The sequence below is a fragment of the Paenibacillus sp. XP01 genome, from assembly GCF_057364885.1.
Map to the genome: position 1 here is coordinate 787,716 of NZ_CP139481.1, position 13,454 is coordinate 801,169.

General features: G+C 53.2%; 11 protein-coding genes. 6 read left to right on the forward strand and 5 right to left on the reverse strand.

Annotated elements, in window-relative coordinates:
* The first annotated feature begins 178 nt into the window (after positions 1 to 178).
* From SNR34_RS03705 to SNR34_RS03725, 5 genes are all read left to right on the forward strand, one after another.
* Complete coding sequence (locus tag SNR34_RS03705) at positions 179 to 1,471, forward strand: ABC transporter substrate-binding protein (RefSeq protein ID WP_236420814.1); 1,293 nt, start codon at positions 179 to 181, stop codon at positions 1,469 to 1,471.
* Positions 1,472 to 1,617: 146 nt separating this feature from the next.
* Positions 1,618 to 2,523 (forward strand): carbohydrate ABC transporter permease, encoded by a 906-nt coding sequence (locus SNR34_RS03710; protein WP_236420815.1) that lies wholly within the window; start codon positions 1,618 to 1,620, stop codon positions 2,521 to 2,523.
* Positions 2,524 to 2,525: 2 nt separating this feature from the next.
* On the forward strand, positions 2,526 to 3,365 hold the full coding sequence (locus SNR34_RS03715) for a carbohydrate ABC transporter permease (RefSeq protein ID WP_236420816.1): 840 nt from the start codon (positions 2,526 to 2,528) through the stop codon (positions 3,363 to 3,365).
* 75 nt (positions 3,366 to 3,440) lie between these two features.
* A complete protein-coding gene (locus tag SNR34_RS03720) occupies positions 3,441 to 4,622 on the forward strand; it encodes a rhamnogalacturonan acetylesterase (RefSeq protein ID WP_343262441.1) in 1,182 nt (393 codons plus the stop codon).
* Positions 4,623 to 4,664: 42 nt separating this feature from the next.
* On the forward strand, positions 4,665 to 5,060 hold the full coding sequence (locus tag SNR34_RS03725) for a sensory rhodopsin transducer (RefSeq protein ID WP_343262396.1): 396 nt from the start codon (positions 4,665 to 4,667) through the stop codon (positions 5,058 to 5,060).
* Between the two features lie 68 nt (positions 5,061 to 5,128).
* Here SNR34_RS03725 and SNR34_RS03730 read toward each other — a convergent pair whose 3' ends face one another.
* The 4 genes from SNR34_RS03730 to SNR34_RS03745 all read right to left on the reverse strand — a co-directional run bounded on the left by SNR34_RS03730 (position 5,129) and on the right by SNR34_RS03745 (position 10,246).
* Positions 5,129 to 6,331, reverse strand: a complete 1,203-nt coding sequence (locus SNR34_RS03730; protein WP_236420818.1) for a Ger(x)C family spore germination protein — start codon at positions 6,329 to 6,331, stop codon at positions 5,129 to 5,131.
* Positions 6,328 to 7,809 (reverse strand): spore germination protein, encoded by a 1,482-nt coding sequence (locus SNR34_RS03735; protein WP_236420819.1) that lies wholly within the window; start codon positions 7,807 to 7,809, stop codon positions 6,328 to 6,330. The genes SNR34_RS03730 and SNR34_RS03735 overlap by 4 nt, the downstream gene beginning before the upstream one ends.
* On the reverse strand, positions 7,778 to 8,896 hold the full coding sequence (locus SNR34_RS03740; RefSeq protein WP_236420820.1) for a GerAB/ArcD/ProY family transporter: 1,119 nt from the start codon (positions 8,894 to 8,896) through the stop codon (positions 7,778 to 7,780). Before SNR34_RS03740 ends, SNR34_RS03735 begins: the two co-directional genes overlap by 32 nt.
* Before the next feature lie 378 nt (positions 8,897 to 9,274).
* The gene (locus SNR34_RS03745; protein ID WP_236420821.1) at positions 9,275 to 10,246 is read right to left on the reverse strand and encodes a DMT family transporter; all 972 of its coding nucleotides are present in this window, start codon (positions 10,244 to 10,246) and stop codon (positions 9,275 to 9,277) included.
* Between the two features lie 175 nt (positions 10,247 to 10,421).
* Here SNR34_RS03745 and SNR34_RS03750 point away from each other — a divergent pair, with 175 nt between their 5' ends.
* Positions 10,422 to 11,816, forward strand: coding sequence for an aminotransferase-like domain-containing protein (locus tag SNR34_RS03750; RefSeq protein ID WP_486181170.1), 1,395 nt, complete (start codon positions 10,422 to 10,424; stop codon positions 11,814 to 11,816).
* A gap of 117 nt (positions 11,817 to 11,933) precedes the next feature.
* Here SNR34_RS03750 and SNR34_RS03755 read toward each other — a convergent pair whose 3' ends face one another.
* Positions 11,934 to 13,253, reverse strand: coding sequence for a glutamate-1-semialdehyde 2,1-aminomutase (locus SNR34_RS03755; protein WP_486181171.1), 1,320 nt, complete (start codon positions 13,251 to 13,253; stop codon positions 11,934 to 11,936).
* Positions 13,254 to 13,454 lie beyond the last annotated feature (201 nt).

Sequence of the window (13,454 nt, forward strand, 5' to 3'; positions counted from 1 at the left end):
CAGCTCCGGAGGGAGCCGGACGTCCTCCTCTGTTTTTTGAACCAACAAGACGGTTTTGTGTATTCAACTCTGTTCGTACTTTTGGGAAAATGACTTTATCAAGTTGGTGAAAGCGTTATCAGATTGAGCGGGGTAACCGATTCACCTCATACAATTCAACACAAAAGGGGAGATTGGCATGGTGAAAAAGGCAATATTCCTGATGATGGCTGCGCTGCTTGTATTTACGGCTGCATGCAGCTCCGAAGGGGGAAGCTCATCGGGCGGCGCGTCTTCGGACGGCTCGGTGAACCTTCGAATCGCTTGGTGGGGCTCGGATGCGCGTCACGAATATACGCAGAAGGTCATTGACCTGTACAAAGAAAAAAATCCGAACGTCAAAATCGACGTGGAATACGCCTCGTTCGACGACTATTGGAAAAAGCTCGCTCCACAGGCTGCCGCAAATCAGCTGCCTGACATCGTACAGATGGACATTTCCTACATCAGCCAGTACGCGCAGAACGGACAGCTCGAAGATCTGGCCCCATACCTGGGCAACCAGATCAAAGTCGATGACGTTTCCGAAAACGTAATCAGTACGGGAGTTATCAACGGCAAGCAATATGGCGTGCCAGCGGGCGTGAACGTATTGGGCTTCCAATACGACCCGGCCTTGTTGAAAAAAGCGGGCGTAGATGCCCTGCCTGAAAACATGACGTGGCAGTCGTATGAAGAGCTTGGTAAACAAGTTGCGGCCAAAGGCATGTATCTGGACGGCGGCGTGGCGCCGGACATTTTCTTCCACTACTTCCTGCGTACCAAAGGGCTGTCCCTCTATAACGCCGAAGGAACCGGCCTTGGTTACGATGACGACAAACTGTTCGTGGAATTTTTCGGATTGATGCGCCGCATGATCGAGCAAAAGGCTGCGCCTTCGCCGGACATCGCGAACCAAACGAAAGGCATTATCGAGGAATCCGACCTGGTTAAAGGTACGGGCATCGGTATTTGGCAATGGTCCAACCAGTTCGTGGCGGTGCAGCAGGTCGCGAACCGTCCGCTGGAATTCGCGCCTATGCCGGGGCCAGACATGGAGAAAGGGCTTTACATGCAGCCAAGTATGTACTGGGCAGTAACGTCCAACTCCAAAGTGAAGGAAGAAGCAGCCAAATTCATTGATTTCTGGGTGAACGACGTTGAGGCCAACAAGCTGATCAAAGGGGAACGTGGTGTGCCGATTTCCGGCAACATCAAGGAAGCGATCGCTTCCGAGCTGAGCGAGCCGACGAAACAAGTATTCGACTTCGTGGCCGCGATGGAACCGAAGGCTTCTCCGATGAGTCCCCCGCCGCCGGTCGGATCGCCTGAAGTGATTGCTTCCCTTGCTGACGTTGTCGAGGAACTGAACTTCGGCAGAATTACGCCGGAGCAGGCAGCGCAGACGTTCCGCAGCAACGCAGAGTCCATTTTGGCCAACAACAAGAAGTAGTTGAACGATGTTTTGCCCGCACCCATCGCGGGGAGGATGGAATCGAAGGCTGCCCGCGAACCGCGGGGGCCTTTGCCCGTCCCGTCCCAGTCGAGATTGAGATGCAGATGGGGACGGCAGGCAATCCATAAAGGAGGTTTGTTACGTTGAAGCGGTATACGTCGTTGCGCAATAACTTGACCGGATACGCGTTCATTAGCCCGTTCATTATCGGCTTTTTGGGCTTTACGCTGATTCCGATGTTCGTATCCCTGTACATGTCGTTTACGAGTTACAACCTGTTTACCTCTCCGCGCTGGATCGGCATGGACAATTTCACTAAGATGTTTTTCGATGACCCGAAATACTGGAACTCAGTGAAGGTCACCTTCCTGTACGTGTTCATCGGCGTGCCGCTGAGGTTGATATTTGCCCTCTTCGTGGCGATGATCCTGAATACGGGTTCCCGCATGGTCGGCACATACCGAACGTTGTATTATCTTCCTTCCATTATCGGGGGAAGCGTGGCCGTGTCCATCATGTGGCGCAACATTTACAGCAACGAGGGTGTCATTAACAGCGCATTGACGGCAATCGGGATCGGACCGATCAGTTGGTTTGGCGATCCGAATGCGGCGCTTGTGATGCTGATCTCCCTGTCCGTTTGGCAGTTTGGTTCCTCGATGCTGATCTTCCTGGCTGGATTGAAAAATATCTCGCCGGAGATGTACGAAGCAGCAAGCGTGGATGGGGCTAACCCCGTCAGAAAGTTTTTCCGGATTACGCTTCCGCTTCTGAGTCCCATCATCCTGTTCAACATGATCATGCAAACGATCAGCGCGTTTATGACGTTTGTGCCTGCATATATCATTTCCAAAGGCGAAGGCGGCCCGATGGACGGCACGATGCTGTACTCGCTGTATCTGTTCCGCCAGGCGTTCATGTTCAACAATATGGGATACGCTTCGGCCATGGCCTGGATGATGCTGCTCATGATCGGTGTACTGACGGCAATCCTGTTCATCACATCCAAGTATTGGGTCTTCTATGAGACCGAGGGAGGGAAGAAGTAACGATGGTATGGAGAAAAGTAAAGTGGCCGGTATATCACGTATTCGTTGCTGCCCTCGCCCTGTTGATGCTGTACCCGGTGCTGTGGATGCTGTTCAGTTCCTTCAAGGAAAGCCGCACGATCTTCGTGACCGCCGAATCATTGTTCCCGACCGAATGGATCTGGAGCAACTACGCGGACGGCTGGAAGGGAACGGCAGGCAGACCATTCATGCACTATATCACGAACTCGCTCGTTATCGTGGTGATCTCCACGATCGGTGCGGTGTTGTCGTCATCACTTATCGCTTTCGGATTCGCAAGGCTGAACTTCAGAGGCCGGGGCTTCTGGTTCGGAATCATGATGTTAACCTTGATGCTGCCGCATGACGTCGTGCTCGTGCCGCAATACATCATTTTCACGAAACTCGGTTGGCTGAACACGATTTTGCCGATCGTTGTCCCTACCTTTTTCGGGATGCCGTTCTTCATCTTCCTCATGGTACAGTTCATCCGCACCATTCCGAAGGAATTGGACGAAGCAGCCACGATTGACGGTTGCGGCAAGTTCAGGCTGTATTTGCAGATCATCATGCCATTGATCAAATCCTCGCTGGCAACCGCGGCGATCTTCTCCTTCTACTGGAGATGGGAAGACCTGCTCGGACCGGTGCTGTACCTGAATTCGCCGGATAAATACACGGTGTCGATGGCGCTCAAAATGTTCCTGGACAGCGAATCCGCCTCTAACTGGGGAGCGATGTTCGCCATGTCGATCGTCAGTCTGGTTCCGGTCGTTGCCGTATTTTTCATTTTCCAGAAACAGATTGTGCAGGGAATGAGCACCAGCGGGTTGAAAGGATAATGGTGAAAACGCAACCAATTTGATCAGAGGAGGTTGTTGCCATTGAATCAAACCGGAAGTGGCCAGAACGCTGCTGTGGCGACAGCGGCAGAAGGCGACAGCGGAAGGTCTGCCAGCTGGAAGTTCAACTTCGGCCCGGGTGCCGGTGTTAACGGGTATGTCAACGTTCGCGGCGATGCCCTGTATTCGGAAAAGGTAGGGTATGGCTTCGAACCGGGTTCGCTCGTTTACGAGAAGCGGCGAGTGCTGGAGAACGGGATAGGGACCGGTGGAGGACAAGGCACGGCAGGCCAACAGGCCGAGCTTCGTTCAGGCTTCTGCATCCCGCTCAAAGCCTCGTTTCTGGTGGATGTGCCGGATGGTACTTATCAGGTGCTATTGTTAACCGGGGATGCTGCCACGGAGACGATGACGAGGGTGAAAGCAGGAGAAGGCCGATTGATGCTGCCGACTGTTCGCACATTGTCCGGACAGTGCCAGGAGCTGCGCTTCTCCGTCGTTGTACGCGGCGGGCAGCTAAGGCTTTCATTTTCAGGTCCGGCTCCGCGTCTCAATGCATTGGAAATTACGCGGGCCGATCAGACGATGACGGTATTTCTGGCGGGGGATTCCACCGTCACGGACCAGCAGGAGAGCGGGTATCCGTATTGCGGATGGGGCCAATTGCTGCCCGCGCAGTTCAAGCATGACGTAGCCGTCGACAACCATGCCCATTCGGGGCGCAGCTCGCGCAGCTTTATCGACGAAGGGCGTTTGGACGCCATCCTTGAAAAGATCAAACCCAGCGATTTTCTGTTCATCCAATTCGGACATAACGATGAAAAGCCGGACCCCGCGCGGGGAACCGAACCTTTCACGACGTATAAGCAGTATTTGAAAAAGTACATCGATGCCGCACATGCGGCTCATGCCATCCCCGTACTCATTACGCCTGTTCATCGGCGCTACTTCGGGGAAGACGGGAAGCTTACCGATACGCATGGCGATTATATCGTAGCCGTACGGGAACTGGCGGCGGAGGAAAACGTGCCACTGATCGATCTCGCTGAGCGAAGCCGGATATTGTTCGAGCAGGCGGGCGTGGAGGGCAGCAAAGATGACTTTATGTGGGTGCTGCCCGGCGAGTATTTGAATTTCCCTGGAGGCGTAGAGGATAACACGCATTTTCAGGAACGCGGGGCGCAACGTCTTGCGCAGCAGGTGGCGGAAGCCATTCGCGAGCTCCGTTTGCAGCCGCTGCAGATGTATTTGCGGTAAACAAACGTTAGCTTAACCAGCCCAAAGGAGGCAGACCAAATCATGACAGATCATGCAGGGACGGCAGTTCATGACGCGAAGGGGCATGTGTTTTGGGTCATTCCCGATGGTTATATTCCGCCGGAGAGCAGCGGCTCGCTCGAAAGCCACGAGAGCATTTGCGTGCTGAATACGGGAAGCAAGGATGCAGAGCTGGAGATCACCATTTTTTTTGAAGATCGCGAGCCTCTGGAACACATCAAAGCCGTCGTCCCGGGACGACGAACCAAACATATTCGCACGGCTTCCCTTCAAGCGAACGACCAAACCATTCCGGCAGGCGTGCCCTATGCCATTACGGTATCCAGCACCGTGCCGATTATCGTGCAGTACAGCCGGTTGGATACAACGCAATCCGAATTGGCATTGATGAGCGTTGTTGCCTTTCCGATTGCATAAGCAGATTATCCCTGATGTACGAAGAAGGTTCCCATTCCGGATTTCCGGACAGGAACCTTCTTTTGCTTTCAGGAGGAGTTGTACTTGTACGTGCTCGCATTCATAATGTTTACCTGCACTTCAACCTTTCCCAATTTAAAATCGGTAACGGGATTTGCCCGGTTTCGGGCATGCTTCTTCCACAATTCCGGATTGTGGCGGTATAGATGCTCGGCTAGGCCGTAAGCGTCTACGTGGCGGGATTGGGCGATCTTGAATGTATGGCGGATATCCTTTTGAATTTGCTGCGCAGCGAGCCGTTCCATTTCCCGAACGGAGCTTGGCTTCCCGTGATCTTCGATGATCGATCCGTTCACTAAAGTGGTAAGGTCAAAACGAATACCGTTCCCTTCCGGTACTGCTTTGACGATCGTGCGCGGATCGCGAAGCGAAAGCGAGAGGAGCGGTACTTTTTTGTCCTCGGCATATACGTATAAAGGGTACTGGTAGACTTTCCCGTATTTGACGTATCGGGCACCGAAAGCGTGCTGTTCCTCGATCCTTCCCTGATTATGTCCGCCTGAAACGACATAGAATCCATCCGTCTGAATCAGCGGAGGTTTTCGTTCTCCTTGGACCCATGTCGTATTCACGGAGGTGATCGAGGGAACGAGAATCGTTGAGGCAGGCTCGCGGAATCCGTCCAAAAGCTGGTGCAATCGTATAGGCTCAAAGGAAGAGTACTGCTTGTACAGCTTCATCGGCTCAAACAATTCGATGGTCTGCATGGACTGGTTCAAGAGAGCAGAGGGCGATAACACTTTGTTTATCTCTTCCTTTGTTCCATAAATCCATGGTGTATACCGTAACTGGCCCGAATGCAGCAGCGTGTCGAAAATATCGGTCAGTTTGCTGTTCAGTGCGTTCTCGCTCAGCACGATTGCTTTGACATGCGTCCATAATGTTTGCTGCTGCGAACTCCGATAGAGATCGTTGATAGCCATATTCAGCGTTGTTCCTTTGCCTTGCCCGATCCAGATTTCGCTATCCTCCCGCTGGCTTGGTCCCTCCTGCTTGGCTATGCTCGAAAAATCTATGACTTGTGCATATGCGATATAGTGATCCTCTGTATAATCGATACCGAGGGCCGTAATGAAATTGATGCTCTGCACTTCCTTGGAATCCCAGCATCCGGATAATGGAAGGACTGCTGCACATAGAAGTACCAGAACAAGCACTTTAGATTTCAAAGGTTCGAAGCGGTTTATGAAACGGAGCTGCGGCTGCATCATGAAGAATCCTCTCCTGTACGCGTCGAGTCCTGCGTACGCAGGGCAGCCGGGCGGTTTACCCGGTCTTTGGAAGGCAGCATCGACACCGATTGCGTGAAATCTCCCGGGATGTAAGGAGAGACCGGGGATAGATAGGCAACGCCGTAACATTCCAACGAAGCGAGATGGACAAGCAGCACAAATAATCCGATCATGAAACCGTACAGGCCAAGAGTGGTGGAAAAGAGGAGCAAAAAAATGCGAACTTGGGACGTTACCCCGCTCAGCACCGTATTCACCAGAATGTAACTGGAGATGACCGATATCGCCACCGTGACGATAATGGTGGGGGAAGTAATTCCGGCGCGGATCGCGGCATCCCCGATAATCAGCCCCCCGACGACGCTGACCGTTTGCCCAAGGGCTCTGGGGAGCCTTCGGCCGGCTTCATTGAACAGTTCGAACATAAATATCATCAAAAATGCCTCCAGCGTGACAGGCAAGGGCAGGCCCATCCGCGTACCCGCGATGGTTGCCAGCAGCGGCAGGGGAACCTGCTCCAGATTAAAGCTGGTCAGCCCGATATAAAACGACGGAAAAAAACAGGCAATCAGCAGTCCGGCGATCCGCAAAATCCGCTCAAACGTCACGATAAAAAAAGGAGTGCTCTCATCCTCAGGGGATTTAAGCTGGTTAAAGAGAGTGGTCGGTGCGATGGTGGCGACCGGGGAGCCATCGAACATTACAGCAAACCGGCCGTTGAGCAGCGAGCTGACCACGTAATCGGGCCGCTCCGTGCTGTCCGTCAGCGGAAAGATGGTTTTCACGCCTCCCATCACCCCCCTCTCGATGACAGACGTGCCCATGAGGCCGTCAATCTTGATATGGTTTACGTTTCGCCGGGCCTCTTCCAAAATATCCGGATTGATGACGTCCTTAATGTACAGCAGGGCCACAGAGGTTTGGGTACGCTCCCCTTGAACGAATTTTTCGTAACACATGGAGTCGCTTTTTAACCGTTTGCGGATGAGCGCGATATTTGTGCTGAGTTCCTCCGTAAAACCGTCCCGGGGACCTTTCACAGAGGTTTCAATCGCTGATTCTTCCGGCGAACGCCCCGGCACGGAGGCGATATCGAGACTGTATGCCGGTTGGCCGGAACCAAAGATCAGCAGTAACTGTCCGCTGAAGATGAGCCGGTTCATGTCCGGAATATTCCCGATATGGGCAATAGGGGTTAGAGCAAGTCCCAATTCAGTGGGCAGCGCCTTGCCGCTTTCCTGTGAAACATGCTCGATTCGTGGAACCACATACTGATTGATCTGTTTGAGGTCCGTCAGCCCTTCGCAATACACGAGGATTACGGGCCAAGCGGGATGGAGTTCTCCCGAAGGATACCCTTGAACCACGACGTCCGCGCAGGCACGGAACGTTTCTTTCAGGGAACTGAGCAGGGATTCATGCGATTCAGCTTTTATCGTTTTCTGTTTCTGCTCCATGATGTTTCCTCCTTTGGGAACGTGAGCTGAACCAGGCAGTGATTGTGGCAAGAATGGCGAGGGTTCCGAGATACAGCATATTGGCAGGGAAAATATAATGAACGAGCCAGGACTCAAACGTGATGTCATTAAAGGGAATCAGCATGCTCATAAACATCAGGATCGTTATCGTGCTGATCAAGGCTACCCTTTTCCGAACGCTATTAATATGCCATATCTCCACCACGATATACATGGCGAGGGAGATTCGGGTAAAAGCTCCTGCGAGCCATTGGTAGATGGAGAAAAAATCGGTTTGGGCAATGTACTTTCCTAATGACGCGATTCTCCATTCTTCAAATGCCGGGTACCGCATCCGCGCAGCCTCAAAGGGGTCGAATTCGACGATAGCCCCGATCAGGGGGCCCAGCGTCAAACCTACCATGATGCAGGCCAGCAAGAGGTATTGCCACACTCGAATCCGCGATTTCAGATGCGGCTGGATGTACCAAATGAAGAGCAGTTCGAACAGACCCGCCAGACTATAGAGGGATCCTTTCAAAATAGGGGGCCATCCGTTCTCCAACAAGGGGAGCAGACGAGAATAGTCTTTGTATTGCATATTGACGATGGACACATAAAAACCGAGCAATACAACAAGCGGCAGCAGAAGGCCTGCCGTAAAGGCCATCGCGCGCATGCCTTTATAAGCGGTATACCCGCATGCTGCCATCAAGGCGATGCTTGTGGCGATTACGGGAGTGTCCTGCAAATAGTTGGTTTTGGCCCAGGTCGTTGTGTCATGAAGCGTGAAATAGATCACCGAGAGGAAAAACAGGCTATTGGTGATCTTCAATAGCAGGCCGACCGGTCTCCCGAGCCGGTCCGTAAACCATTCATGCAGCGTCTGATGCTGAAGATGGCGGGAGACGTAGGCCAACATAAGGACGAATAGCAAAAAAGGGCCTGCAGACACAAGCACCGATATCCATGCATCCCGCTTGGCTGCCGCCAGCAGGGCAGGGATGATCAGAACGTGGCTGATCAGGCCGACACTTAACATGATGAGCATCATGGCTTGCAAAAACGAAGGCTTCATCGGTTTCATGGGAGAGCACTCTTTTCCTGGATGAATGATATGCCGCTCTCAGCATTGTTAACGCGATGAAGCCATCTCATACCGCCAAACCGAATAAGAGAGGCGATTGCCTTCGGACCCCTGTTGCATTTCTTGCTATATAAACCACACTAAACAATCACACAGGGCACTCCGAGTGCAGTACCATCTTTCGATCGCTGTTATCCCCAGATTTATTCAAATGCCCTTTTGCTAAGGGGAAATCCGGTGAACAGCCTATGCTTCCGAAGCAGCTTTCTGTCAGAAAGCTTTTAGACCGCTTCGCTTCTCCAGATTGGTTCTGCCCTCCGTTAACGTGTGTATCTTTTTTGCGGTTTATATAGCATCCGGCTTGACGCTCAAGTCTATTCAGCTCTGTCCGCTTCGTTCGGCATGGAGCGGAGATTGATGATTTGACGTGTTTGGCCGCCCTTGTTTTTTGCCGCTTAAATTGGTGCCGAGCACGCCCGCAATGATGAGCAAGGCTCCGATGACATGGTACCCGCTGACCGGTTCATGCAAGATCCATGCTCCTCCCGCAATGGACACCAATGTGGACAGATTGCTGAATACGCTCATTTTGGACGCTTCCAGATGGGTGAGCGCGAAGCTGGACAGCAGCGTCGAGAACATGGTAGACAGTATTGCCAAATAGGCCAGCGCCATGAGGTATGTTCCATTTCCCAAAGGCTGGACATACTCGGCCATCGTACCTAAGTAGGCATGACGGACAAGGGAAACCGCGTTAAAGGCAAGGCAGCCGATCATCAAGGTGACCCAAGTGAGCTCCAGCGGTTTGTATTTTCGGGTCAAAGGCCGGGCCAACACGCCATACCCGGCGAAGGAGACGGCAGAGAGCAGGAGCAGCAGGATTCCTTTCACATTGCCGATGGACATTGATGCCCCCTTCATAGCAAACAAAAAGACGACACCGGATACGGACAGCAGCAGAAACAGTTTTTGCGCCAGTGTTGTTCGTTCTTTCAGAAAGAGTGAAGCGAGAACAAGCGTAAACACCGGGACCAGTGCTTGGATAATGCCCGCTTCAGAGGAATTGGACGTGACGAGCCCGAACGTCTGGAAAGCAAAAAACAGGACGGGAGACAGCAGACCTAGCGGAATGATTCGCCATAAATCCTTGGCAGACAAGCGGATGCGCACCATGCCGAGCGCGATCGGCATGCTGACAACGATCAGGGAAAGAGCAAAGCGATGGGCTAACACGTCGAGCGGATGAGCGACGGCCACCGTCATTTTGGCAAACATAAAGGATAAACCGATAATCATGGCATATAAAACGGCTGCAACGTAAGCATAAGCCCGGGCAGACGTGTGTTTCATGTGATTTCCTCCAATCGTGAGTGGTTGCAGCTCGGACAGCGAAGTGCAATGCCAAACAAACTTCCGTCATCTGCAAGAGCATCTGTTGTATGATCGTTTTCAATATACGCCCTGACAAGGCGTGGTACAATGATGAAAAACATCGATTGTACCGGTACAGTTTAGGAGGATTTATGTGAAAAAATATGAAACCATTGCGCGATCGCTCGAACGATGGATGCAAGAGCAAACAGCACGGCAGGGACTGGGGAGTTGGAACGAGAGGGGCATCAAGCTGCCTCCCGTTCGATCGCTGGCCAAGCAGTATCAATGCAGCATCAGCACCGTACTGCGTGCCTACGAATGGCTGGAGCGGCGCCATCTAGTGTATGCGGTCCCCCAATCGGGATATTATGCGGTGCCTAATGGTGGAGGGCCGGAAGAAGGGAAATGGGAAGGGCCGCTCGATTTTGCTTCGGCCGCGCCGGATTCGCGCGTATTTCCGTATGCCGATTTTCGCCATTGCGTGGACCAGGCGATGGAGAAGAAACAAGCTGAGCTGTTTCGTTACGGCACCGACCGCGGTTTGCCCTCATTGATTGAATTGTTGGCCAAACAGTTCGCCGATTATCAGGTGTTCGCGCAAGCCGGGCAGATGTTTATCACGTCAGGGGTACAACAAGCATTGGCGGTGCTGGCGCTCATGGATTTTCCGAACGGGAAGAGGCGGGTGCTGATCGAGCTTCCGGGCTATCACAACATGCCTCCCTTGCTGAAGGGGCTTAACGTACCCTTTGCCGGGGTCAAGAGAACGGTGGACGGCCTGGATTGGGAAGACCTGGAGCGGAGTTTCAAGGAAGACGATATCAAGTTTTTCTATGTGATGCCTCGCTTTCATAATCCGCTGGGGACATCCTTGAACGCCAATGAAAAAAAGAGGCTGATCCGCCTTGCGCAAAAGCATGACGTATATTTGGTGGAGGACGATTTTCTCGCCGATCTGGAGAGCGATTCGAAGCAAGACCCGTTGTGGTCTGCCGATACGGAAGGGCGGGTCATTTATTTAAAGAGTTATTCCAAAATTCTGTTTCCCGGGCTGCGCCTTGGCGTCGCCGTGCTGCCGCATGAACTTGTTCCGCTGTTCGGGGCCCATAAGAGAATGCTGGACATCGATACTTCGCTGCTGTCGCAGGCGGCGCTCGAAATCTATATTCGAAGCGGCATGTTCGCCCATCATGGCAAAGTGATTCGTGGCAGGTATGCCGCGCGCATGCGCAAGGTGCATGAGCAGCTGGATCGCTTCCCCCATTTTGCTCCGTTTGCGGAGGCGCCGCGTACCGGAGGAGAACATACGGTGCTGCCTTTGCCTGAGCGCATGCCTTTGGCTGTGCTGGTATCGCGCTTGGAGAAACGCGGCGTATTGGTGGATACAACGGAACGGTATTATCCGGACGCTTTGCGGCAGCAGGATAAAATGCTGCGGCTCAACATTTCCAACGTGCCTGGCCAACGGGTTGCCGAGGGCATGGACATCATTCGCGAGGAGATCATGAAGCTGGACGCTGCTGGACAAAGAACGTCGAAAGGTTAAGGTGGCAGCGGACAGCGGCTCCAACATGTGCTTCGCTCGCAAAAACAAAGGCGTATGAGCAAACTGGACAAGCCAGTGTTCATACGCCTTGTTTGCGTTCAATGGGTCCGTCGTTCTTTATGCCTGGGCCATCGCTTTAAACGAAGCTTCGGCGGCTTCGATCGTTTGCTGTACATCCTCATCCGCATGCGCGGTCGTCAGGAACCAAGCCTCGTACTTGGATGGGGCGAGGTTGATCCCGCGATCCAGCATGTTGCGGAAGAACGCGGCAAATTGCTCGCCGTCCGTGTCTTGGGCTTCATCGTAGTTCGTTACCGGATGGCTGCAGAAATGGGTGGAGAACGCACCGCGAATGCGGTTGATCGTCAGGGCAATGCCGTGGCGGTCCGCAGAAGCTTGCAGGCCGGCCGTCAGATCGGTCGCCAGACGTTCCATCTCGTCATACACGCCCTCGCCCTGAAGAACCTCCAGGCAGGCGATGCCTGCGGAGATGGAAGCCGGATTGCCAGCCATCGTTCCTGCCTGATACGCAGGTCCGAGCGGCGCAACTTGCTCCATCACGTGTTTTTTGCCGCCATAGGCTCCGATCGGCAGGCCGCCGCCGATGATTTTGCCCAGGGCCGTCAGATCCGGTTCAATCTGTGCATGGTTTTCCAATCCGGCATACGTCTGGGTGGAGCCGTAGTGGAAACGGAATGCCGTGATAACCTCATCGTAAATGACGAGCGAGCCATTGGCTCTGGCCATGGCGCAAAGGCCTTCGAGGAAGCCCGGTTTCGGCATGACCATGCCGAAGTTGCCGACGATCGGCTCAACCATAACGGCGGCTACATCATCGCCCCAGCGTTCCAACGCTTCTTTCAGTCCGTCCAGGTCATTGTAAGGCACCGTAATGACCTCGTGCGCAATGCTCGTCGGAATGCCGGCACTGTCCGGAATGCCCAGCGTCGATGGGCCAGAGCCTGCAGCAACGAGCACCAGGTCGGAGTGGCCGTGGTAACATCCGGCAAACTTCACGATTTTGTTGCGTTTGGTGTAAGCGCGAGCGACGCGGATCGTGGTCATGACCGCTTCCGTGCCCGAGTTGACGAAGCGGACCTTGTCCATCGAAGGAATGGCTTCCTTCAGCATTTTGGCCAGCTTGATCTCCAATTCGGTCGGTGTGCCGTACAGCACGCCGTTGGCGGCCGCTTCCGCAATCGCTTGGGTAATATGCGGATGCGCATGCCCGGTGATAATCGGTCCGTAGGCTGCCAGGTAATCAATGTAGCGGTTGTCGTCCACATCCCAGAAGTGGGCGCCCTGAGCCTTTTTCATAAACACAGGCGAACCGCCGCCCACGGCTTTGAATGAGCGGGAAGGGCTGTTGACGCCTCCGACGATATGTTGAAGCGCTTCGTTGTATAAAACCTCGGAGCGGGAACGTGATGGATTCATGGAATAACTTCCTTTCGTGATATAGAAATATCGGTTTGCTTTTGATAAAAGTCATATATAACAATACCAGTTTGGCATGCAAGATCAAATGAAGATTTGCACAAAAATCAGGCGAAACCGGACAAAAACGTTTGTTGAAGCAGCCTCTGCGAAGGCAGAACGCTCCTAAGAAGTCGTTTCCACCTCCTTAGAATTCACCGA